General features: G+C 36.6%; 36 protein-coding genes. All 36 read right to left on the reverse strand.

The genetic code is table 11. The features are described from left to right. Window positions 1-286: 286 nt before the first annotated feature. Entirely contained in the window at window positions 287-604 is a 318-nt protein-coding gene (locus HOY35_RS06720; RefSeq protein ID WP_172211470.1) for a hypothetical protein, read from the reverse strand. A 128-nt stretch (window positions 605-732) separates the two neighbouring features. Next, window positions 733-1,437 carry a DUF1129 domain-containing protein gene (locus HOY35_RS06725; protein WP_172211689.1) on the reverse strand — a complete coding sequence of 235 codons (705 nt, stop codon included), beginning with the start codon at window positions 1,435-1,437 and terminating at the stop codon, window positions 733-735. 43 nt (window positions 1,438-1,480) lie between these two features. Next, the gene (gene ychF, locus HOY35_RS06730; protein WP_172211687.1) at window positions 1,481-2,581 is read right to left on the reverse strand and encodes a redox-regulated ATPase YchF; all 1,101 of its coding nucleotides are present in this window, start codon (window positions 2,579-2,581) and stop codon (window positions 1,481-1,483) included. A 14-nt stretch (window positions 2,582-2,595) separates the two neighbouring features. Then, window positions 2,596-2,808, reverse strand: a complete 213-nt coding sequence (locus HOY35_RS06735; protein WP_172211858.1) for a DUF951 domain-containing protein — start codon at window positions 2,806-2,808, stop codon at window positions 2,596-2,598. Between the two features lie 555 nt (window positions 2,809-3,363). After that, window positions 3,364-3,786, reverse strand: coding sequence for a hypothetical protein (locus tag HOY35_RS06740; RefSeq protein ID WP_172211685.1), 423 nt, complete (start codon window positions 3,784-3,786; stop codon window positions 3,364-3,366). Window positions 3,787-3,803: 17 nt separating this feature from the next. Beyond that, the gene (locus tag HOY35_RS06745) at window positions 3,804-4,604 is read right to left on the reverse strand and encodes an energy-coupling factor transporter transmembrane protein EcfT (RefSeq protein ID WP_172211683.1); all 801 of its coding nucleotides are present in this window, start codon (window positions 4,602-4,604) and stop codon (window positions 3,804-3,806) included. Continuing rightward, window positions 4,594-5,454 (reverse strand): energy-coupling factor ABC transporter ATP-binding protein, encoded by an 861-nt coding sequence (locus HOY35_RS06750; RefSeq protein ID WP_172211681.1) that lies wholly within the window; start codon window positions 5,452-5,454, stop codon window positions 4,594-4,596. Before HOY35_RS06750 ends, HOY35_RS06745 begins: the two co-directional genes overlap by 11 nt. Continuing rightward, the gene (locus tag HOY35_RS06755; RefSeq protein WP_172211679.1) at window positions 5,430-6,263 is read right to left on the reverse strand and encodes an energy-coupling factor ABC transporter ATP-binding protein; all 834 of its coding nucleotides are present in this window, start codon (window positions 6,261-6,263) and stop codon (window positions 5,430-5,432) included. Before HOY35_RS06755 ends, HOY35_RS06750 begins: the two co-directional genes overlap by 25 nt. A gap of 217 nt (window positions 6,264-6,480) precedes the next feature. Continuing rightward, window positions 6,481-7,164: a methionine ABC transporter permease gene (locus HOY35_RS06760; RefSeq protein WP_172211677.1), complete on the reverse strand. Its 684-nt coding sequence runs from the start codon at window positions 7,162-7,164 to the stop codon at window positions 6,481-6,483. Then, on the reverse strand, window positions 7,164-8,186 hold the full coding sequence (locus HOY35_RS06765) for a methionine ABC transporter ATP-binding protein (protein WP_172211675.1): 1,023 nt from the start codon (window positions 8,184-8,186) through the stop codon (window positions 7,164-7,166). The genes HOY35_RS06760 and HOY35_RS06765 overlap by 1 nt, the downstream gene beginning before the upstream one ends. A gap of 172 nt (window positions 8,187-8,358) precedes the next feature. Beyond that, complete coding sequence (locus HOY35_RS06770; RefSeq protein WP_172211673.1) at window positions 8,359-9,183, reverse strand: MetQ/NlpA family ABC transporter substrate-binding protein; 825 nt, start codon at window positions 9,181-9,183, stop codon at window positions 8,359-8,361. A gap of 125 nt (window positions 9,184-9,308) precedes the next feature. Continuing rightward, window positions 9,309-10,145 (reverse strand): L-lactate dehydrogenase, encoded by an 837-nt coding sequence (locus tag HOY35_RS06775; RefSeq protein WP_172211671.1) that lies wholly within the window; start codon window positions 10,143-10,145, stop codon window positions 9,309-9,311. Between the two features lie 268 nt (window positions 10,146-10,413). Beyond that, window positions 10,414-10,794, reverse strand: coding sequence for a 50S ribosomal protein L17 (gene rplQ, locus HOY35_RS06780; RefSeq protein ID WP_172211669.1), 381 nt, complete (start codon window positions 10,792-10,794; stop codon window positions 10,414-10,416). An 18-nt stretch (window positions 10,795-10,812) separates the two neighbouring features. Next, window positions 10,813-11,751 (reverse strand): DNA-directed RNA polymerase subunit alpha, encoded by a 939-nt coding sequence (locus HOY35_RS06785; protein ID WP_172211667.1) that lies wholly within the window; start codon window positions 11,749-11,751, stop codon window positions 10,813-10,815. Between the two features lie 53 nt (window positions 11,752-11,804). Beyond that, window positions 11,805-12,191: a 30S ribosomal protein S11 gene (rpsK, locus tag HOY35_RS06790; RefSeq protein ID WP_172211665.1), complete on the reverse strand. Its 387-nt coding sequence runs from the start codon at window positions 12,189-12,191 to the stop codon at window positions 11,805-11,807. A 25-nt stretch (window positions 12,192-12,216) separates the two neighbouring features. Continuing rightward, on the reverse strand, window positions 12,217-12,582 hold the full coding sequence (gene rpsM / locus HOY35_RS06795; RefSeq protein ID WP_172211663.1) for a 30S ribosomal protein S13: 366 nt from the start codon (window positions 12,580-12,582) through the stop codon (window positions 12,217-12,219). Window positions 12,583-12,601: 19 nt separating this feature from the next. After that, a complete protein-coding gene (rpmJ, locus tag HOY35_RS06800) occupies window positions 12,602-12,718 on the reverse strand; it encodes a 50S ribosomal protein L36 (RefSeq protein ID WP_010742772.1) in 117 nt (38 codons plus the stop codon). 35 nt (window positions 12,719-12,753) lie between these two features. Beyond that, entirely contained in the window at window positions 12,754-12,972 is a 219-nt protein-coding gene (gene infA, locus HOY35_RS06805; protein WP_172211661.1) for a translation initiation factor IF-1, read from the reverse strand. A gap of 108 nt (window positions 12,973-13,080) precedes the next feature. Further along, window positions 13,081-13,728 (reverse strand): adenylate kinase, encoded by a 648-nt coding sequence (locus HOY35_RS06810; RefSeq protein WP_172211659.1) that lies wholly within the window; start codon window positions 13,726-13,728, stop codon window positions 13,081-13,083. 108 nt (window positions 13,729-13,836) lie between these two features. Continuing rightward, window positions 13,837-15,141 (reverse strand): preprotein translocase subunit SecY, encoded by a 1,305-nt coding sequence (gene secY, locus HOY35_RS06815; RefSeq protein WP_172211657.1) that lies wholly within the window; start codon window positions 15,139-15,141, stop codon window positions 13,837-13,839. Then, window positions 15,141-15,581: a 50S ribosomal protein L15 gene (rplO, locus tag HOY35_RS06820; protein ID WP_172211655.1), complete on the reverse strand. Its 441-nt coding sequence runs from the start codon at window positions 15,579-15,581 to the stop codon at window positions 15,141-15,143. Before rplO ends, secY begins: the two co-directional genes overlap by 1 nt. A 35-nt stretch (window positions 15,582-15,616) precedes the next feature. After that, window positions 15,617-15,796: a 50S ribosomal protein L30 gene (rpmD, locus tag HOY35_RS06825; RefSeq protein ID WP_172211653.1), complete on the reverse strand. Its 180-nt coding sequence runs from the start codon at window positions 15,794-15,796 to the stop codon at window positions 15,617-15,619. Window positions 15,797-15,807: 11 nt separating this feature from the next. After that, window positions 15,808-16,305, reverse strand: a complete 498-nt coding sequence (gene rpsE / locus HOY35_RS06830; protein WP_172211651.1) for a 30S ribosomal protein S5 — start codon at window positions 16,303-16,305, stop codon at window positions 15,808-15,810. Window positions 16,306-16,326: 21 nt separating this feature from the next. Further along, window positions 16,327-16,692 carry a 50S ribosomal protein L18 gene (gene rplR / locus HOY35_RS06835; RefSeq protein ID WP_349627495.1) on the reverse strand — a complete coding sequence of 122 codons (366 nt, stop codon included), beginning with the start codon at window positions 16,690-16,692 and terminating at the stop codon, window positions 16,327-16,329. A 130-nt stretch (window positions 16,693-16,822) separates the two neighbouring features. Beyond that, a complete protein-coding gene (gene rplF / locus HOY35_RS06840; protein ID WP_172211647.1) occupies window positions 16,823-17,359 on the reverse strand; it encodes a 50S ribosomal protein L6 in 537 nt (178 codons plus the stop codon). A 29-nt stretch (window positions 17,360-17,388) separates the two neighbouring features. Further along, window positions 17,389-17,787, reverse strand: a complete 399-nt coding sequence (rpsH, locus tag HOY35_RS06845; RefSeq protein WP_172211645.1) for a 30S ribosomal protein S8 — start codon at window positions 17,785-17,787, stop codon at window positions 17,389-17,391. A 73-nt stretch (window positions 17,788-17,860) separates the two neighbouring features. Beyond that, window positions 17,861-18,046, reverse strand: a complete 186-nt coding sequence (locus HOY35_RS06850; RefSeq protein ID WP_172211643.1) for a type Z 30S ribosomal protein S14 — start codon at window positions 18,044-18,046, stop codon at window positions 17,861-17,863. 19 nt (window positions 18,047-18,065) lie between these two features. After that, window positions 18,066-18,608 (reverse strand): 50S ribosomal protein L5, encoded by a 543-nt coding sequence (gene rplE, locus HOY35_RS06855; protein WP_172211631.1) that lies wholly within the window; start codon window positions 18,606-18,608, stop codon window positions 18,066-18,068. A gap of 21 nt (window positions 18,609-18,629) precedes the next feature. After that, window positions 18,630-18,938, reverse strand: a complete 309-nt coding sequence (gene rplX / locus HOY35_RS06860) for a 50S ribosomal protein L24 (RefSeq protein ID WP_172211629.1) — start codon at window positions 18,936-18,938, stop codon at window positions 18,630-18,632. A 73-nt stretch (window positions 18,939-19,011) separates the two neighbouring features. Next, window positions 19,012-19,380 carry a 50S ribosomal protein L14 gene (gene rplN / locus HOY35_RS06865; protein ID WP_172211627.1) on the reverse strand — a complete coding sequence of 123 codons (369 nt, stop codon included), beginning with the start codon at window positions 19,378-19,380 and terminating at the stop codon, window positions 19,012-19,014. Window positions 19,381-19,428: 48 nt separating this feature from the next. After that, window positions 19,429-19,692, reverse strand: a complete 264-nt coding sequence (gene rpsQ / locus HOY35_RS06870) for a 30S ribosomal protein S17 (RefSeq protein WP_172211625.1) — start codon at window positions 19,690-19,692, stop codon at window positions 19,429-19,431. A gap of 26 nt (window positions 19,693-19,718) precedes the next feature. Next, a complete protein-coding gene (gene rpmC / locus HOY35_RS06875; protein WP_172211856.1) occupies window positions 19,719-19,916 on the reverse strand; it encodes a 50S ribosomal protein L29 in 198 nt (65 codons plus the stop codon). Beyond that, on the reverse strand, window positions 19,906-20,337 hold the full coding sequence (gene rplP / locus HOY35_RS06880) for a 50S ribosomal protein L16 (protein WP_172211623.1): 432 nt from the start codon (window positions 20,335-20,337) through the stop codon (window positions 19,906-19,908). Before rplP ends, rpmC begins: the two co-directional genes overlap by 11 nt. Before the next feature lie 3 nt (window positions 20,338-20,340). Then, window positions 20,341-20,997 carry a 30S ribosomal protein S3 gene (gene rpsC / locus HOY35_RS06885; RefSeq protein WP_172211621.1) on the reverse strand — a complete coding sequence of 219 codons (657 nt, stop codon included), beginning with the start codon at window positions 20,995-20,997 and terminating at the stop codon, window positions 20,341-20,343. 12 nt (window positions 20,998-21,009) lie between these two features. Beyond that, window positions 21,010-21,354: a 50S ribosomal protein L22 gene (gene rplV, locus HOY35_RS06890; RefSeq protein WP_172211619.1), complete on the reverse strand. Its 345-nt coding sequence runs from the start codon at window positions 21,352-21,354 to the stop codon at window positions 21,010-21,012. Window positions 21,355-21,370: 16 nt separating this feature from the next. Further along, on the reverse strand, window positions 21,371-21,649 hold the full coding sequence (rpsS, locus tag HOY35_RS06895) for a 30S ribosomal protein S19 (protein WP_172211611.1): 279 nt from the start codon (window positions 21,647-21,649) through the stop codon (window positions 21,371-21,373). Window positions 21,650-21,861: the final 212 nt, after the last annotated feature.

Consider the following 21,861-nt stretch of genomic DNA (forward strand, 5'->3'; position numbering starts at 1 on the left):
AAATTTCGCCTACCGTTCGCAGTTGCCAGACCAAGCCGTTTCAGCTTTTTAAATAACCGCCTCAATTTGCAAGCAATTTTCGGGAGGTAAGTGTATGTTTGAGCCTTTGAACTACGTTTTTAAAGCGCCCCTTGGTTGCTTGTAAAAACAAGTTCAAATGCATACCTTTGCCACTAACCGCCTCAAATTGCAAGCAATTTTCGGGAGGTAAGTGGCAATGGCAAAAAGCTCAGTCACACTTTGCGACTGAGCTTAGGTATGATTAAACAAAAACAATTATTAACGGTCAGTGACCTTTAGAATGCCATTTAATTGTATGACGAGTTGGTCGATTCGTCTTAACAGTTCGACGAATACCATTTTTATCAATTTTTACTTCCACATTATAAATCTCATTTTTAGTTAAATCATAAAAACGACCTACAGAATCAATGACAGTTGATTTAGCCTTACCAGCAAATTCCTTAGCTCTATCTGGAATTTCACGTGCTGCATCAGGGGCATCCTTACTCAAGTCTCTAGTCACATCTTTAGCCTTCTCGACAACATCTGTCGCGAAGTCACGCGCCTTATCAAACACTTCATTTAATTTATTATTTGCCATGAGCTTCCTCCATCCAAGTAAATCAATATTTTATCTTCGCCAGCTTATCTGCTTCTATAATACGATAAAATTACCCATTTTTCAAAGAAACATCTCCATGAAAAATACTCAAAAATTGGTAATTACTATTATCGCTTTTGAACCATCGCATTCGCAATATTATATTTACGCTTTAAATACCATTTCACTGCCAATGCTGCAGCCCCAATGACAATCGCTGGAATGGCGGTTAAGTTTGGATTAATTGTTGCTGGAAGCAGTGCTGTAACGCTGAATAGTAACACCCAAACCAAAATTGCCAAAACCATAATACCGATTCCCTTAAGCCAGCCCTTACGATCCTTATTAGCCGCATCAGTGCGATAAAAATAATGATACATTAAATAAAAGACTAAGCCGCCTGCAGCTGCCATCACAAACAATGTCAAAACACCATAGCTCGCATTTTCGCCAGCCTTTGAAACCAAGCCTAAAATACCATTCATTAAAGCTAAAACACCAAGCAATAATAATGAATTGTCAAGCCACATCAGCCAAGGTGTTGTATTCTCAGCTTTATTTTCAGTTTGACCAATTGTACCCTCAAACTGCATTGTGTACTCGGTAACCGTTCCATATAATTTTCTAGCCGTTAAACCATTTTTCTGATTAGCAACAATTTCAGGTAGAAGCTCTTCAAGCACTATTTGAATTTCAGCTTCAGATTTACCAAGCTCCCTCAAGCGCTTCTTTAAATCAAAAATATAGGCGCTATTTTTATTTGTTAATTCTTTTGTTAAATGGTTAATATCAACTGCTGGCTTTTCAATAGCCGATGATTTTTTATCTGCCAATTTCTCACTCCTCAATTAATCAATAATTATCAATTATTAATTATTAAACATTAAATCTAAATTCCATAATATCGCCATCTGCTACGACATATTCCTTGCCTTCAAGTCTAACACGTCCGGCTTCCTTTGCAGCTTGCATACTACCGTATTTATTTAAATCTTCAAAAGCAACGGTTTCTGCCCGAATAAAGCCACGTTCAAAATCAGAATGAATAATACCTGCTGTTTCTGGCGCTTTCATACCACGCTTAAAGGTCCAAGCACGGACTTCTTTTTCACCTGCAGTAAAATAAGTCCCTAATCCTAATAAATGATAGGCGGCACGTGTCAATTGATCAACACCGCTTTCTTTAAGCCCCATTGCTTCTAAAAATTCTGACTTTTCATCATCCTCGAGTTCTGAAATTTCCTCCTCAGCTCGGGCAGAAATCACCACAACTTCAGCATTTTCCGTTTCAGCAAATGCTTTAATATCCTTAACATACTGAATATCATCAGGATTAGCAACCTCGTCTTCTGCCACATTGGCAACATATAAAACCGGCTTAATTGTCAATAAAAAGAATGCTTTAGCAATCTTTGCTTCATCGTCAGTTAATTCAACCGTTCTTGCTGAAAGACCTTCTTCAAGCGCTGCTTTCAGCTTAGTCATTACTTGAAATTCAGCAACAGCATCTTTATCTTTAGTTCTTGCAATTTTTTCAACTCGCGCATAACGCTTATTGATTGAATCTAAATCTGCCAAAATTAATTCCAGATTAATCACATCAATATCTTCTAAAGGATTAACATGACCCTCAACGTGTGTGATATTCTCATCGTCAAAAGCACGTACAACATGGACTATTGCGTCCACCTCACGAATATTAGCTAAAAATTTATTTCCTAGACCTTCACCTTTACTCGCACCCTTAACAATACCCGCAATATCCGTAAATTCAAAAGTAGTTGGCACTGTTTTTTTCGGCTGTACTAATTCTGTCAAGCGATTTAAACGCCAATCAGGCACTTCAACCATTCCAACATTTGGATCGATTGTTGCAAATGGATAATTTGCAGCCTCAGCACCCGCCTTTGTGATTGCATTAAATAAAGTTGATTTTCCGACATTTGGTAAGCCGACAATTCCAGCTGTTAAAGCCATATTTCCTCCCGAGATTAGTTATTTTCTGATGCTTTAACAAGCACCTTTTTAATTTTTTTGTTAAAGTCTTGGCGAGACATCATAACAATATGTCCACAATTTGAGCATTTAATTTTTATGTCCGCACCTAAGCGAATTACTTCCCAAGCATTCGCTTTTTTACCCGTTTGTTTGACAACACAGGCATGAGGTTTTTTCATTTCGACAATATCATTTAAATCGTACATAATCCCTCCAAAAATACTTGCTTGAGATACCAGTTCAGTGTGACCAGTACAACCTTTAATTTTACGTGCCATTAGCATTTAAGTCAATCATAGAATCATGAAACAATTAATAATTTCTTTAAAAATATTTTATTGCAGTATCCATTAATATACTTTTTACATTTTTTATAATGCGTTTTGCTTTAAAAAGAAATTATATTTGATATAATATAACTAATTGGTAAGAGCAATCTTACTAATTAATAATGTTAGGGTTACTCCCCTTTCCCTTTCATACTTTCATTTTACCCTTTTTAGCCACATGTCTTATTGACCTAGTATTTACAAAGCCCCCCTTCATAAAGCTTTGTATTTATATGGACGGCAATAGACTGTGGCATTTTTTGGTCTTTTAAAATAACAACAGTTTTAATTATAGGTTAAAAAAGCTGTCCTTGAATTAATCGCAGTCCTATAATAATAAATCGATCCGTGACTGGATTAAATTTCAAAAACAACCAACATTAAATAATCGCTAAAGCTTATTAAACTCAGCAGAGCAAGCATCAATAGTTATCAGATTTCCGCATGCTCAATTTCAAATTGTCGCTTTTTATATTCTTGCTGAACGATTGAAAAATCAGCACGTTCTTTATCCAAAACAAATTGTACATTTTTCTTTTTGATTGACCAATCAATCATATACCCCATATCCAAGTCCAAACCAATTTGAAATTCTAAAAAGCCAACAATCTCAGACCTGACATATTCAATATCTGCACGTTCAGTTTCAGTTTGAACCTTTTGCCAGCCAAAATAAATTTCATCATATTCTGACGGATTTAGATAATAAAAGGTATATTTCAAATTATCATATTTCATATCCAAGAAAAAAGTATTGGCTGGACTACTTTTACCATCATATAATGGCATTGACTTTGCCAATCCTAAAAAACGTCTTGCCTTATCTGTGATTACAATTGTTAAACCAGTTGTCATTTCATCGCCTCCTAGCATCAGTGTGTGCGGAAAACAAATAAAAGGATTGTAACCAAGACAAATAAGAGAATAACGATACTATCTGAAATATGCCATGCCAGCTTTCGATAGCGTGTTCGACCTTCGCCACCCTGATAGCCTCTAGCCTCCATTGCCGTTGCTAACTCATCCGCCCGCTTAAAGCTACTTACAAAAAGTGGTATTAATAAGGGAATCACTGCCTTTATTTTTTGAATAATACTACCCTCGCCAAAATCAACACCTCGCGAACGCTGAGCATTCATAATTTTTTCAGTTTCATCCATTAGGGTCGGTACAAATCTGAGCGAAATCGAAAGCATAAGACTGATTTCATGAACAGGTACCTTAACCTTTTTCAAGGGATTCATTAAGCTTTCAAAAGCATCTGATAGCTCTAGCGGTGCAGTTGTTAAGGTGAGCAGAGTTGAAAAGAATATAATTAAAATAAATCGCATGAAAATTAATGCAGAGTTTTCAAGCCCATATTGTGTGATTTGGATGAAGCCTAGCTTAAAGTAAACCTCTCCACCTACTGTAAAAACCAGCTGTAAGACCACAGTAAATAAAATCAAAACAAGCATTGGTCTCACACCACGAAGGAAAAAGGAAAAATTAATTTTTGAGCATAAAATTGCAACTAAAGTTAAGACTGTCAAAATGGCATAAGTAACGACATTATTCGCTAAAAAAATAATAATAATAAATAAAAAGGTTGCAATCAATTTAGCCCTAGGGTCCAATCTATGAATTAGCGAATCAACAGGAATATAGCGCCCTAAAATCAGCTTATCCATCATTTATAATTGCTCCTCTCAGCATTACAGTTAATTCATTTAAGCTTACTGGTAAATTTTCAAAAGTAAAGCCTTTCTCCTTCAGCTTCACGGCAAAATCAGTTACCTTAGGTACCCCCAGCTGTTTTTCTCTTAACCATTCAACCTCTTGGAAAACCTCTTCGGGTTTACCAGATTTTACTAGCTTCCCCTTTTCTAAAACATATAAATAATCTGCATAATCAGTCACATCATCCATTAAATGAGTCACTAAAACAACACTAATGCCAGTAGTTTGATGTAATTGATAAAACATTTCCATCATTTCCTTACGCCCCTGTGGATCTAATCCAGCTGTCGGCTCATCAAGCACCAAAACCTCTGGATTCATCGCTAAAACACCAGCAATCGCGACGCGACGCATTTGACCACCGGAAAGCTCAAAGGGAGAACGTTCATAAAGCTCTTCTGAAATCCCTACTAATGCCAGCTTTTCACGAGCAAACTTAAGTGCTGCTTCTTTAGATACTCCAAAATTTTGTGGTCCAAATGCAACATCTCGGATTACTGTTTCATCAAAAAGCTGAGCTTCTGGAAATTGAAAGACAATGCCCACCTTTTTTCTAACTGCTTTTAGCTTGCGATTATCGACATCAGGTGTAATTTCTAAATCCCCTACCGTCACCTTACCACTAGTTGGCTTAAGCAAACCATTAAGATGCTGCAGCAAAGTTGATTTACCAGAACCTGTATGACCAACAATGGCAACATAACTATTATCCGGTATCATTAAATCCAAGTCAAAGAGAGCACTACTTTCAAAGGGGGTATTAGGTTGATAAGTAAAATTTACTTTTTCGATTTTAATTGCCATAAAAACGCTACCATCTCTTCCTCGGTTAAATACTGTTTTGGTAATTCAATACCTACTTTTGCTAAGGAGGCTTTAATTTTCTCTGTTAAGGGTACATCTAAACCAAGCTCAATCAAATCCTGCCCCTTTGCAAATATTTCGGTCGGCGTTCCTGTCGTTAGAACCTTGCCTTGCTTCATAACAATAATTTTATCTGCTAGAGCAGCCTCATCAATATCATGTGTGATTGAAACAACGGTCAGATTTTTTTCTGCCTTAATTTGCTGAACAATCTTAATCACTTCTTGACGGCCTTTAGGATCTAGCATACTAGTTGCTTCATCTAATATGATAATATTTGGTGCTAGCGCTATCACTCCCGCAATTGCAACACGCTGCTTTTGACCACCAGATAACCTTGCTGGCTCTTTTGTTTTATAATCTGCCATTTGGACACGCTCAAGTGCCTGATTAACTCGGATTAGCATCTCATCACGAGGTATACCTTGGTTTTCCAAGCCAAAAGCAACATCGTCTTCGACAGTAGAGCCTACAAACTGATTGTCTGGATTTTGAAAAACCATGCCAATCCTTTTACGAAGCTCCCAAACATTATCTGGCGTCATGATGGTGCCATCAATCAAAACGTCCCCATTTTCAGCCTTAATCAAGCCATCCATAATTTTAGCAGTTGTTGACTTGCCAGAACCATTATGACCAATGATTGCCACCCACTCACCTGACTCAATTGTTAATGAAACGTCATCTAATGCATAATCGCTTGCTTCACTAGAATATTTAAAAGATATATTTTTTAGTTCAATCATCATAACCCCTAATATTGAATTGGGCACAGCATTCAAAACTACTATTGACATCTTTGATTTTTATTTTGACCCAATTATTTTTATCCTTGCCATTATACCACACTAAAATACATTAGTAGCTTGCTTTTATGATTTTCATTTATTTCTCAATTGAAGCCATATTAAACAAAAAATCATCTACTGATTTAAGCAGATGACTAAATTATTATTTTTAAAATAACTATCTTGCAAGACCACGTCCGGCAATTTTTGCTAAAAAATTACCAATAATTTGTGTGATAAAGACAATAACTAAAACGAGAACAAGCGATAAGAAGGTAACATCGCCGCGACCACGTTGATAGCCCTGCTGCAATGCCATTGCTCCGAGACCACCGCCACCAACGGCACCTGCCATGGCTGTCAAACCAATTAAATTAATAACAGTAAAGCTAGAGGCTCTGATAATCGAAACCAGACCTTCCTTTAAGTAAACACGTAAGATGATATCTGTATTGCTTGAGCCCATTGCTTTAGCTGCCTCTACAACTCCAGGATCAACCTCAAGTAAAGCATTTTGAATTTGTCTAGCAAAAAATGGCGTTGTACCAATAACAAGAGGTACGGTAACCGCTGCCGTTCCTATTGATGTACCAACTATTAAACGCGTAAATGGCATGATAACAGCCAGTAGAATAATAAAAGGAATTGAACGTCCAATATTAACAATTTTATCCAATATCCAGTAGATGTATCGATTGGGTGTTAAGCCATATTCATCGGTAATCAGCAAAATAATACCCAGCAATAAGCCGATAATGCCAGCAATAACCCCCGGAATCAAAGTCATTTGAATTGACTCAAGCGTCGCAGTCCAAAAATCTGAACCTAACAATACAGCATTTGGGAAGAATTTTTCAAACATTATTTTTCATTCCCTTCTTTAACAATTTTTATCTGTGCATCCATAGCATTTAAATAACGTTGGATTGCCTCAAAATCTTCAACATGATCAAGTGTCACTAAAAGACTTCCAATTGAGGTATTTTGAACAAATTCAATATTACCATACAAAATTCCAGCAACTACACCAAATTCTCGATAAAGATTGATAATAATTGGTTCTTCAGTTGTACGATCCCCGACAAATTTTAATTCGTAAATTGGTTTATCGGTATGCTTGACGATATTTTTTTCTGCCTGCTCAATATGAGTTGCCGTTCTAATAAAATCCACCGTCAACGGATTTTTAGGATTTTGAAAAATATCAACTACCTGACCTTTTTCAATAATTTTTCCTGATTCCATGACTGCCACCTGATTGCATATCTCCTTCACTACCTGCATTTCATGCGTAATGATAACGATTGTAATGCCTAGCTTTTCATTAATCGACTTTAGTAATTCAAGTACAGCAAGCGTTGTCTTGGGATCCAAGGCCGAGGTCGCTTCATCACAAAGTAATATCTTAGGATCATTGGCAAGTGCTCTAGCGATTGCTACTCTTTGCTTTTGACCACCAGATAACTGTGCAGGATAGTTGTCCTTTTTATCCAAAATACCAACTAAATCAAGCAAATCCTCAACTTTTTCCTTAACCGCCTGCTTTGATAAGCCACTGCCCTTTAAAGGAAATGCAACATTATCAAATATAGTTCGACTTGACATTAAATTAAAATGCTGAAAAATCATACCAATATTTTTTCGTGCAATTCTTAAGTCATGATCCTTCAGAGCTAATAAATCAGTGCCATCAACAACTACCGAGCCCTTTGTTGGTACTTGGAGTAGGTTAATGACCCTAACAAGTGTCGATTTACCAGCACCACTGTAACCAACAATGCCATAAATATCACCTTTTTCAATCGTCAAAGAGACATTATCCACTGCAGTTACTGTTTTATTTTTAGAAGTAAATTTTACATCAATATTATTTAAATTAATCAATAAATCCAACCACCTTTATTCATCATTATGTTTAGCCAATATAAGAGGCAGAGAACATTATCCCCTGCCTCGTCATTTATCATATCATAAGAAGATAAGCAAAACCTGCAAAATATTAAAAAACAGCCTTCAACATGATGATTTAAAACTAGCTCTCATTTTATTAATCTACTTATTCCCAAGCTGGGATATCACCAGTTGCTTTAATCAACTCAGCCACATGGTCTGTCTGATAAGCCTTAACAATTTTCTTGAAATCTTCATTATCCTTATCTTCCTTACGAACAGCAATTACATTTTTATACAATTCAGAAACTTTATCCAAATGATCTGTATCAATATAGATTGCCGATTCTTCAGGTGTTGTTTGCAACTGATCAATCACAAAATTAGTATTAATAGTCGCCGCAGTAACATCAGGTAAGACTGAAACAAGCTGATCCGCTTGTATTTCTTTAATTTCAATTTTTTTATTATATTTTTCAATATCTTTCACTGTTGGTGAATCAGGTGCATCCGCTTTTAACGTAATCACATCAATTGCCGCAAGTAGCTGCAAAGCACGGCCACCGTTTGTCACATCATTTGGAATCGCAATCGTATCACCATCTTTTAATTCGCTATAATCCTTAATCTTGTCTGAATAAAGACCAAATGGTGAGATAATTGTATAGGCAATATGAACTAGGTCTTGATTATTCTCTTTATTATAGTTATTTAGATAAGCAACGTGCTGGAAAGAATTTAAATCCAATGACCCGTCAGCAAGCGCTGGATTTTCCTCAGTATAGCCAGAAAAGAGCTTAACATCTAAGGTGATGCCCTCTTTTTTCACTTGATCAGCAACATATTCCCAAATTTCCCTTTGTGAATCACTTGCGACACCAACAACATATTTATGCGATTCAGTTGATGAGCCACTCTTACTTGAAGAACCACAGGCAGCAAGTGTTATCACTGCTAGAAAAGCAATCGCAAAGCTAATTAATTTTTTCATATAAATTTCTCCTTTTATAAAAACATATGGTAAGACATAAATAATCTTATTACAAAAAATAATAAATTTATAATACCATTTTCCTATCACTGATTAATAATTATTTATCACTCCATATTTAAACACTATAATGACTGAATACTTTGATAATTTTGCTTAATGGTTTCGATGCTTTTAATAAATTTTATATTTTCTTCAGCGGTTAATTCAAGCTCTTGTCGAACAAATTTTTCACCATCAAATAGACTAGGCCAGCCATAATAGCAATCTTTAGTTGAATCATAGCAGCTAACATTTAATACTTCATTATTTTTTTCTGTCATTGCTTGGATAATCCGAAAAGTCGTACTGGCAATCCCAAAGGCTGTATGCCGCTTGGCTTGATAAATCTGCCAACCAGCCGCTCGCCCCGCTGACTCTTCAGAATTTGAAACCTGATTCACCGCAACTTGACTATTGCCATGCTCACCAATCATCATAACATCACGACGCTTCGTTATATTGATTAAACGATCAGTATCAATTACTGTACCTGTCCCAATCACTTGTTCCTTAGGTAAACCCGTCAATTCTGCCAAGTAAAGTGCAATGACATCACAAGGATTAGTAATTGAAATTATTTTTCCAGAAAATCCTGATTCTTTCAATTTTGGCGCTACATCTTCTACAATTTTCGCCGTTACTTTTAGCTCAGCAAGACGATCGCTTTCAGCATTTTCAAATATCGTAATATCACCTGCTGAAAAAATAATAAAATCTGCTGATTCCAAGTCTTGATAGTGCGTCAAAATATTAATTTTATGCTTAATATTTAAAGCCGTATCCAATAATTCAATTGTTTCAGCAGCAACCTTTGCCTGATTATTGTCTATCAACACAAGCTCGTTAGCTATTTTTTTTAATAATAACGTATACGCAATTGTAGAACCAACATGGCCCAAACCAATAATTCCAATTCTCATCAAGTCTCACTCCTCTGCATATAATAAAGCACAAATTATTCTTGAATATTATAACATAAAAAAAGAATAGTCTCCGACTATCCCCACATTGTTAAGCTTAATAAAATGAAGAGTGTCCCGTGACTTAAAGTCACGGGAGCCCCAGAGCTAGACTAAGGATAATATAATTAACAATTAATAAATCCCACCATCATAACACTCAACATAGTTAGTGGTAATAGCTAACTAAAGGTTAACTAAATTCACCACTATTTATGATATTTAAAGATTAAACAAATTCAATGATTGCCATTGGTGCAGCATCACCACGACGTGGTTCAGTCTTTAAGATACGAGTGTATCCACCATTACGCTCTTTAAAGCGCTCAGCCAAATCACCAAATAGTTTTTGCAAAGCATACTCAATTTGAATATCTTCATCAACTTCTTTAATTGAAGCAACCTCATGGCGTACATATGCAGCAGCTTGACGGCGTGCATGTAAATCACCACGTTTTCCTAAAGTGATCATTTTTTCAACAGATTTGCGGATTTCTTTCGCACGCGCTTCTGTTGTCACGATAGTTTCGTTGATAATTAAGTCAGTCGTTAAATCGCGTAGCATTGCTTTACGTTGTGAACTTGTACGTCCTAATTTACGATAAGACACTTATTCTTCCTCCTTGAACTAATCTTCTGGACGGAGTCCTAAACCTAAATCATGCAGTTTAGCTTTCACTTCTTCAAGTGATTTACGTCCTAAGTTACGTACCTTAATCATTTCTGGTTCAGATTTAATAGTTAATTCTTGAACCGTATTGATACCTGCACGTTTTAAACAGTTATATGAACGAACGGATAAATCCATTTCTTCAATTGTCATTTCTAACACTTTTTCTTTTTGTGTTTCTTCCTTCTCAACCATGACCTCAGCCTTTTGACCAATATCAGTTAAGTTCACAAAAATACCCAAGTGTTCCGTTAAAATTTTAGCAGATAGACTTAATGCATCCTGTGGAATAATTGAACCATTAGTCCAAATTTCCATAGTCAATTTATCATAATTGTCCAATCTACCAACACGAGTTTGCTCAACTTGATAATTTACACGGCTTACTGGTGTATAATTTGAATCCACAGCAAGAAAGCCAATAGGTGTTCCATCACTCTTATTTTCTTCTGCTTGAACATAACCACGACCTGTATTCACAGTTAAGGTTGCTCTCAACGTTTTGCCGTCTGCAATCTCAAATAAATGATGCTCTTTATTTAAAATTTCAACATCGCTATCCGTTAAAATATCGCCAGCTGTCACAACTTGTGGTCCAGTAACGTCAATTTCGATTGTTCTTTCTTCGTCAGTAAACATTTTAACCGCAAGGCCTTTAATGTTTAGAAGAATTTGAGTAACATCTTCTCTGACACCATCAACTGTCCCAAATTCGTGTAACACACCATCAATTTGAACGTTAGTAACTGCAGCACCTGATAAAGAAGAAAGTAAAATACGACGCAATGAATTGCCTAAAGTTGTTCCATAACCTCTTTCAAGAGGCTCTACGACAAATTTGCCATAATTATTAGCTTCATCAATTTTTTCAATTCTTGGTTTTTCAAACTCAATCATTTATTCGTTACTCCTTTCAAAACGAGAAGTGCCAGCCATTCTACAATAAGCTACTATACACGACGACGTTTTGGAGGACGACAACCATTATGTGGGACTGGAGTGACGTCACGAATTGCTGTTACGTCAAGACCTGTTGCTTGCAAGGCACGAATAGCTGCTTCACGACCTGAACCTGGTCCTTTAACCGTAACATCAACTGATTTCAAGCCATGTTCCATCGCTGATTTCGCTGCTGTTTCAGAAGCCATTTGAGCTGCAAATGGTGTTGATTTTTTAGAACCCTTAAATCCTAAAGCACCTGCTGAAGACCATGCTAAAGCATTACCATGTACATCTGTAATCATCACGATTGTATTGTTGAATGTTGAATGAATGTGCGCAACACCTGATTCAATATTCTTTTTCACACGACGTTTACGAGTTGGTTTTTTTGCCACGTTTCACTACCTCCTTACTAATTAATTATTTTTTCTTACCTGCAACTGTCTTAGAAGGACCTTTGCGAGTACGTGCATTATTTTTTGTATTTTGTCCGCGAGTTGGTAAACCACGACGATGACGCATACCTCGATATGAACCAATTTCCATTAAACGCTTAATGTTTAAGTTCACTTCACGACGTAAATCGCCTTCAACTTTAAGTTTGTCTACTTCACGACGGATTGCATCTTCTTGATCATTTGTTAAATCTTTAACACGGATATCTTCTGCAACTCCAGCTTCAGCTAGAATTTTTTGAGCAGTCGTTTTTCCGATTCCATAAACATAAGTAAGTGAAATTACGATATGTTTATCACGAGGAATATCGACACCTGCAATACGAGCCATTTATTTGTTCACCTCCATTTTATCCTTGACGTTGTTTATGTTTAGGGTTTGCTGGGCAAATCACCATAACACGACCATTACGACGAATCACTTTACAATGTTCGCACATTGGTTTTACTGATGGTCTTACTTTCATTTTTATAATACCTCCACGTTAATTTGAAAGTACAATTATTTAAAGCGGTATGTAATCCGACCACGAGTCAAATCATACGGTGACATTTCAACTGTCACGCGATCTCCTGTTAAAATACGAATATAATTTTTACGAATTTTACCTGAGATTGTAGCTAAGATTTGATGACCGTTTTCAAGTTCCACTGTAAACATTGCATTCGGCATTGTATCAACGACTTTGCCTTCGATTTCAATCATATCTTCTTTTGCCATGCGAAGTGTAACCTCCTAAAATCTACAATACGCAGTATGTTTCAAGCCTACCATTCTCAAAGTCGAACTAGATTATTATAGCACTAAAGCCCTTATTTTACAAGAAAATTAGTTACCTAGCGCAGCTTGTACTTCTTTGAAAACTTGGTCTATTGCTTGGTTACCATTAATATCATAGACAAGATTTTGCTTACGATAATATTCTAAAATTGGTGCACTTTGTTTAATATTAATTTCCAACCGATTTTTAACTGTTTCAGGCTTATCATCCTCTCTTTGGAAGAAGTTATGCCCACCACAACGATCACAAGTCCCTTCAACCTTTGGCGGATTGAAAACTTTATGATAAGTGGCACCACAGTCTTTACAAATAAAACGGCCAGATAAACGTTCAACTAAAATCTCTGGATTAACATCGATATTAATTACATAATCAACTGTTTTATTTATTGATTCTAAGATTTCCGTCAGGCTATATGCTTGATCAATCGTTCTTGGAAAACCGTCTAAAAGGAATCCATTCGCTACATCACTTGCGCCTAAACGCTCCTTAACAATTCCGTTGGTTACTTCATCTGGAACTAATTCGCCTTTGTCAATAAAGCTTTTAGCCAATTGCCCCATTTCAGTACCTTGAGCCATTGCTTCTCGGAACATATCACCGGTTGAAATATGCGGTATTTGATATGTATCAATTATTTTTTCTGCTTGAGTACCCTTCCCTGCACCGGGAAGCCCCATAATCAAAATGTTCATTTTTGATTGCTCCTTATTTATTTCTCACTTGATTCAGCTATTTACAATTAAGCGAATAGACAGCTTAAATGGACTAATCGAAAAATTGTCTTAGTCCATCCAAACCACTTATTCCGAAATATCCATAAAACCGACATATTTTTTCTTCAGCATTAATCCCTCTAATTGTTTAGCTGCCTCAAGTGCAACTGAAATGACAATTAAAAGTGAAGTACCACCCAAACCAATTGATTTAGGCAAGCTCCAAATTGCTGCTGCAATAATCGGTAATAGTGCAACTAATCCGAGGAAAATTGAGCCTACCGTTGATAGACGCATCAAGAGATGTGATACGTACTCTTCGGTTCCCTTACCAGGACGAACTCTTGGAATATAGCTGCCTTGCTTTTGCAAGTTTTCAGCCATTTTTTCTGGATTAACTTGAACGAAAGCATAGAAAAAGGTAAAGGCAATAATCAATACTGCATAGAAAATACCACCAACAATTGTATTGTAGTTAAATATTTCAGACATTACTTTAAACCATGTTTCATTACCGCGCGATTCTTGGAAAAATTGTAAAATTGCTTGTGGTGTCGAAATAATTGAGCTTGCAAAGATAACAGGGATTACACCAGCTGCATTTACTTTTAATGGTAAATATGAGCTTGTTGGCGCACCTGATACACGTTTTGTATATTGAATTGGAATTTTTCTTTCTGCCTGCTGCACAAAAGTTGTTAAAGTCACGATGATAATAACCGCAATAATTAACACAATAATAAAAACGATTGAAATTGGAATTCTGCTTGAATCCACATTAATAAAGTGATCTTCAAAGATTTCCTTAATCGCTGAAGGCAAACCAGAAATAATCCCTGCAAAAATGATCATCGAAACACCATTACCAAAACCTTTTTCAGTAATTTGCTCACCCATCCAGGTTACAATCATACTTCCTGCTGTAAGGATAACCCCAATAGAGATGTATGACCAAACACTTGGATTTTGCACTAATCCCAAGCTAACATACTGATTAAAACCAGCAGTAATCCCAATTGATTGTACTAAGCCAAGAACTAATGTCAAATAGCGAGTGACCTGATTTAACTTCCGACGACCAACTTCACCTTGTTTACTCCACTCCACAAACTTAGGCACAATATCCATTTGAAGTAATTGAACAACAATTGACGCAGTAATGTAAGGTGAAACACCCATCGCAAAAACAGAAAAGTTTTGCATTGCACTACCAGAAACAATATTGAACATACTCATGAATGGTAAATCAGCCACCTGCTCTAATGATTTTGCATTCACGCCAGGTACGGTAATATGCGCACCTAAACGAAATACAAAAAGAATAAAGAATGTGAAATAGATCTTATTACGAATTTCTTTAACTTTAAACGCATTTTTCAATAGTTTAAACATTAAAGCACCTCGATTGAACCACCTTTAGAAGTAATTGCTTCTTCAGCAGTTTTTGAGAATTTTGAAGCCTTAACAGTTAATTTTTTAGTTAACTCTCCATTGCCTAAAATCTTAATTCCAGATTTAACATCCTTCACGATTTTAGCCTCTACCAAAGCTTCTGGTGTTACTTCCGCACCATCTTCAAAACGATTTAATGCATCTAAATTAACTAATGCATAATCCTTTGAATTAATATTTTTAAAGCCACGTTTTGGCATACGACGGAATAAAGGTGTTTGACCCCCTTCAAATCCTAAACGAACACCACCACCTGAACGAGATTTTTGACCCTTTTGTCCACGTCCTGATGTTTTACCATTACCTGAAGAAGTTCCACGTCCAACACGGTTACGGACTTTACGGCTACCTTCAGATGGTTTTAATTCATGCAGTTTCATAAAACTTGAGCACCTCCTTAGACTAAGTATAATAATTAAACTTCTTCAACGTCAACTAAATGTGAAATTGTGTTAATCATTCCACGAATTGCTGCGTTATCAGGTTTTACAACTGTTGATTGTAATTTTGTAAGTCCTAACGCTTTAGCAGTGTCACGTTGATTTTGTTTACGTCCAATTACAGAGCGCTTTAAAGTAATTTTTAATTCAGCCATTGTAATCCTCCTTAACCAACTAAATCTTCTACAGATTTTCCACGTAACTCAGCAACTTCGTTAGCACGTTTTAATTGTTTTAATCCCTCAACTGTTGCGCGAACAACGTTGATTGGTGTATTTGAACCTAATGATTTACTTGTTACATCAGCAACACCAGCAAGTTCAAGTACGGCACGAACTGGTCCACCAGCAGCAACACCAGAACCCTCTACAGCAGGCTTCATCAAGATACGTCCACCTGAAAATTGACCAATAACTTCATGAGGAAGTGTTGTGCCAACCATAGGAACTTCAATTAAGTTTTTCTTAGCATCTTCAATTGCTTTGCGGATAGCTTCTGGAACTTCTTGCGCTTTACCTGTACCAAAGCCAACGTGACCATTCTTGTCACCAACTACAACTAATGCGGCAAAACGTAAACGACGTCCACCCTTAACAACTTTGGTTACACGGTTGATTGAAACAACGCGTTCTTCTAATGATTTATCATCAATATTGAATACCATGTGTGGTTTTCCTCCTTCTAATTAAAATTCTAATCCATTTTCGCGTGCAGCTTCTGCTAAAGCAGCTACACGTCCATGATAAAGGTAACCACCACGGTCGAAGACTACTACTTTTACGTCTTTTGCTTTTGCACGTTCTGCTACTAATTTACCAACAGATTGAGCTTTTTCTGTTTTATTTCCACCTGAAATTTCTTTATCTAAGGTAGAGGCACTTGCTAGCGTCACACCCGCTACGTCATCAATAATTTGAGCGTAGATGTGTTGATTAGAACGGAAAACGTTCAAGCGTGGGCGCTGAGCTGTACCAGAGATACGGTTACGAACACGGTTATGACGTTTCTTACGTGTTTTATTTTTATCTGGTTTTGTAATCACAATTTTCACCTCTTATAATTTTTCACAATAAATTGTCAATGACACTTTCATTGTTCTACTCGGAATTTTTGAAAAGTATTCCAGAAACTTTCCCAGCAATAGTTCACAATTAATAATTAACAATTGATTATTAATGAAACTATTTACCAGTTTTACCTTCTTTACGACGTACAAATTCACCAACATAGCGAATCCCTTTACCTTTATAAGGCTCTGGCGGACGTAGTGAACGAATGTATGCTGCAACTTCACCAACAACTTCTTTGTTGGCACCCTTTACAGAAATTTGAGTAGCAGCAGGCACTTCGAATTCAATGCCTTCTGGTGCTTCAACTTCATCTGGATGAGATTTACCTAAGCTCAATACAATCTTTTTACCTTGTAGTTGTGCACGGTACCCAACCCCGATCATTTCAAGGTCTTTTTTAAAGCCTTCAGAAACACCAACTACCATATTATGGAAATTAGCACGAGTTGTTCCGTGGATTGTTTTCATTTCTTTACTATCATTAGGGCGAGTAAATGTTACTTCAGACCCTTCAACTTTAATTTCAATATTATTGTTAAAAGTACGTGTTAATTCGCCTTTAGGTCCCTTAACCGTTACTGTATTGTCTTTACGATCAACAGTTACACCTGCTGGCAAAACAACAACTTTATTACCAATACGACTCACTTTTGGCACCTCCTTTTATTTAAAAATTCTTACCAAACGTAAGCAATAACTTCGCCACCGACGTTACGCTCACGTGCTTCTTTATCAGTTAATAAACCTTCAGAAGTAGAGATAATTGAAATACCTAAACCATTTAAAACTTTAGGTACATCATTCGCTTTAACATAAGCACGTAATCCTGGTTTAGAAATACGCTTTAAGTTTGTGATAACACGTTCACCATCACGTCCGTATTTTAAGAATACACGGATGATACCTTGCTTATCATCTTCGATATACTCAACATCTTTGATGAAACCTTCTTTTTTCAAGATTTCAGCGATGTCACGCTTAATTTTAGATGCAGGCACTTCTAACACTTCGTGTTTGACTTGATTCGCATTACGAATACGTGTTAAAAAGTCTGAAATTGGATCTGTCATGACCATTGAAGTAGTAACCTCCTTTAAATTTTCGTTTAACATTTGAATCCAAGCTTACCTTAAATTCTATTATAACTGCTTACCAGCTTGCTTTTTTCACGCCCGGAATTTGACCTTTATAGGCTAGTTCACGGAAGCAAATACGGCAAAGTTTAAACTTGCGGTAAACTGAATGTGGACGTCCACAACGTTCACAACGTGTGTATGCTTGAGAAGAGAACTTCGCAGGACGTTGATTTTTAGCAATCATTGATTTTTTTGCCATTTAAGTTTTGCCTCCTATTTTACTTTTGGAATGGCATACCTAACCCTGCTAATAATTCACGAGATTCTTCATCTGAATTAGCAGTAGTTACGATAACGATATCCAAACCACGAACTTTATCAACCAAATCATAATCAATTTCTGGGAAAATTAATTGCTCTTTCACACCTAAAGTGTAGTTACCACGTCCATCAAATGCTTTTTTACTAACACCATGGAAGTCACGTACACGAGGTAATGAAACAGTTACTAATTTATCCAAGAATTCATACATACGTTCGCCACGTAATGTCACTTTAGCGCCGATTGGCATTCCTTCACGCAAACGGAAACCAGCGATTGATTTTTTAGCTTTGGTAATCAAAGGCTTTTGACCTGAGATTAAGCCCAACTCATTGACAGCCTTTTCTAAGTTTTTAGAGTTAGATACGGCATCCCCAACACCCATGTTAAGTACAATTTTTTCTACTTTAGGCACTTGCATTACTGAAGTATAGTTAAATTTTTCTACTAAGGCTGGAGTTACTTCATTTTTAAATTTTTCTTTTAAGCGATTAGCCAACTAATTTGCCTCCTTTCACAATTACTTATCTAGTGTTTCCCCAGATTTTTTATTAAAACGAACTTTTTTATCGTCTTCAAATTTATAGCCAACACGACCTGCAACACCATTTGCATCTAGCACTTGAACATTAGAAGCATTGATTGGTGCTTCCTTTTCAAGAATACCACCTTGAGGATTTGCAGCGTTTGGTTTTTGATGTTTTTTAACGATATTAACACCTTCGACAACAACTTTGTTTTGTTTAACCAAAACTTCTAAGACAACGCCTTCTTTGTTCTTGTCTTTACCGGCGATAACTTTAACTTTATCGTTTTTCTTTACAAACATTAATTTACTGACCTCCCTTAGAACAATTAATAATTAATAATTAATAATTAATAATTGTCAATTGTTAATTGACTTATAGTACTTCTGGTGCAAGTGAAACGATTTTCATGAAGTTACCTTCACGCAATTCACGAGCAACAGGTCCGAAAATACGTGTCCCACGAGGGCTCTTATCATCACGGATGATAACAGCTGCATTTTCATCAAATTTAATATATGAACCATCTGTACGACGCGCGCCAGATTTTGTACGAACGATTACGGCTTTAACCACGTCACCTTTTTTAACTGCACCACCAGGGATTGCTTGCTTCACTGTAGCAACAATAATATCTCCGATATTAGCAGTCTTACGACCTGAACCACCCAAAACTTTAATTGTTAAAATTTCACGTGCACCAGAGTTGTCAGCAACTTTCAAACGACTTTCTGCTTGGATCACTGATGTGACCTCCTTTCAACCTATCTTCTTTTCAACTATCTTAATTAATTAGATAATGACTGCTTTTTCGACTACTTCGAGTAAACGGAAGCGTTTTGTAGCAGATAATGGACGAGTTTCCATGATGCGCACGATGTCACCAGTTTTTGCTTCATTGTTTTCATCATGTGCTTTATATTTTTTAGAATAATTTAAACGTTTACCATAGATTGGGTGATTTTTCTTAGTTTCGACAACAACTGTAATTGTTTTGTCCATTTTATCAGAAACAACACGCCCTTGGTAAACTTTACGTTGGTTACGTTCAGTCATACTAAATGAATTCTCCTTCCATTACCTTATTTTGCTTCACGTAAAACAGTTTTGACACGAGCAATTGTTTTACGTACAGTTTGAATACGTGCAGTATTTTCTAATTGACCAGTAGCCAATTGGAATCGTAAGTTGAATAGTTCTTGTTTTAATTCAGCCTCTTTATTAACAAGCTCTTCAGTAGATAAACCACGAAGTTCTGTTACAGTATCTTTAGCCTTCATTCGATTCACCTGCTTCCTCACGTTTTACAAATTTTGTTTTAATCGGTAATTTGTGAGATGCAAGACGTAGGGCTTCACGAGCCACTTCTTCAGGAACGCCTGCAATTTCAAACATAATTTTACCGCGTTTAACTGGTGCTACCCAACCTTCAGGTGCCCCTTTACCAGAACCCATACGAACTCCGATAGCTTTTGCTGTATATGATTTATGAGGGAAGATTTTAATCCATACTTTCCCACCACGTTTCATGTAACGAGTCATAGCAACACGAGCTGCTTCGATTTGACGGTTTGTAATCCAATGTGAATCCACTGCTTGTAAACCGTATTCACCAAATGCAATCTCTTTACCACCTTTTGCTTCACCACGCATTTTCCCACGGAATTCGCGACGGTGTTTTACACGTTTAGGTACTAACATTGATTATTTCCCTCCTTTCTGAGAATTTTTTTTCGTTGGCAATACTTCACCACGATAAATCCAGATTTTAACTCCTAATTTTCCGTAAGTTGTATCTGCTTCTTCCCATGCGTAATCGATATCGGCACGCAATGTATGAAGCGGAACAGTTCCTTCAGAATAGCCTTCAGCACGAGCGATATCAGCACCATTCAAACGACCAGAAACCTGCGTTTTGATCCCTTTAGCGCCTGAACGCATTGTACGTTGGATTGCTTGTTTTTGTGCACGACGGAAAGCAACACGATTTTCTAATTGACGCGCAATGCCTTCACCAACTAAGTGTGCATCTAAATCAGGTTTTTTAATTTCCACAATATTGATGTGTACTTGCTTACCTGTTAATTGATTTAAGTTTTTACGTAATGATTCGACGTTTGAACCGCCTTTACCAATAACCATACCTGGTTTAGCTGTGTGAAGTGAAACATTAACTTTGTTTACTGCACGTTCAATTTCAATAGTAGAAATTGAAGCATCTGCTAAATTAGTTTGGATATATTTGCGGATTTTTAAGTCTTCGTGTAAGTAGTCTGCGTATTCTTTATCTGCGTACCATTTAGCTTCCCAGTCGCGGATAATGCCGACACGCATTCCAATTGGATGTACCTTTTGACCCACTACTATCCCTCCTTATTTTTCAGTAACAACAACTGTGATATGACTTGTACGTTTATTAATTGGTGAAGCTGAACCCTTTGCACGAGGACGGAAACGTTTTAAAGTTGGTCCTTCGTTAACAAATGCTTCTGTTACAACTAATTTTTCTTTTTCTAAGTCAAAGTTGTTTTCTGCATTGGCAATTGCTGAATTTAAAACTTTTTCAATAATTGCTGCAGATTTATTTGGTGTGAATTTTAAAATTGAAATTGCTTCTGCAACATTTTTACCACGGATTAAGTCCATCACGATACGCGCCTTACGAGGTGAAGTACGCACTGTTTTTGCAGTTGCTTTAGCTGATAAAATTTCTGCCATTTACTTTTCCTCCTTTTTAGCGTTTTGTTTTCTTATCGTCTGCTGCATGTCCACGGTAAGTACGTGTTGGTGCAAATTCACCAAGCTTGTGTCCTACCATATCTTCTTGAATATAGACAGGCACATGTTTACGACCATCATAAACTGCGATTGTATATCCGATAAAGCTTGGGAAAATCGTTGAACGACGTGACCAAGTTTTAATTACTTTTTTCTTTTCAAGATCCTTTTGAGCATCTACTTTTTTCATCAAATGCTCATCGACAAAAGGTCCCTTTTTAAGACTGCGTCCCATTATTTCCTCCTATGTATGATTGGTTAAATTGACAAAAAAGTCAGTTTAACGCTACGTGATTACCACAACGGCTTATCAGGCGAAGCTGATTACCGAGCTGGCGGGATATTTTTTAAAACATTTACACCTTATTTGACGGTTTAAAACGGCTTGACAATATGCTTTCGAGTTTGTGTTTTTTCAACAAGCCAACTAAGCAGCTGAAGCTGCAA

It is taken from the genome of Enterococcus sp. MMGLQ5-1 (assembly GCF_013155265.1).
In the GTDB taxonomy this organism is placed as follows: Bacteria; Bacillota; Bacilli; order Lactobacillales; family Streptococcaceae; genus MMGLQ5-1.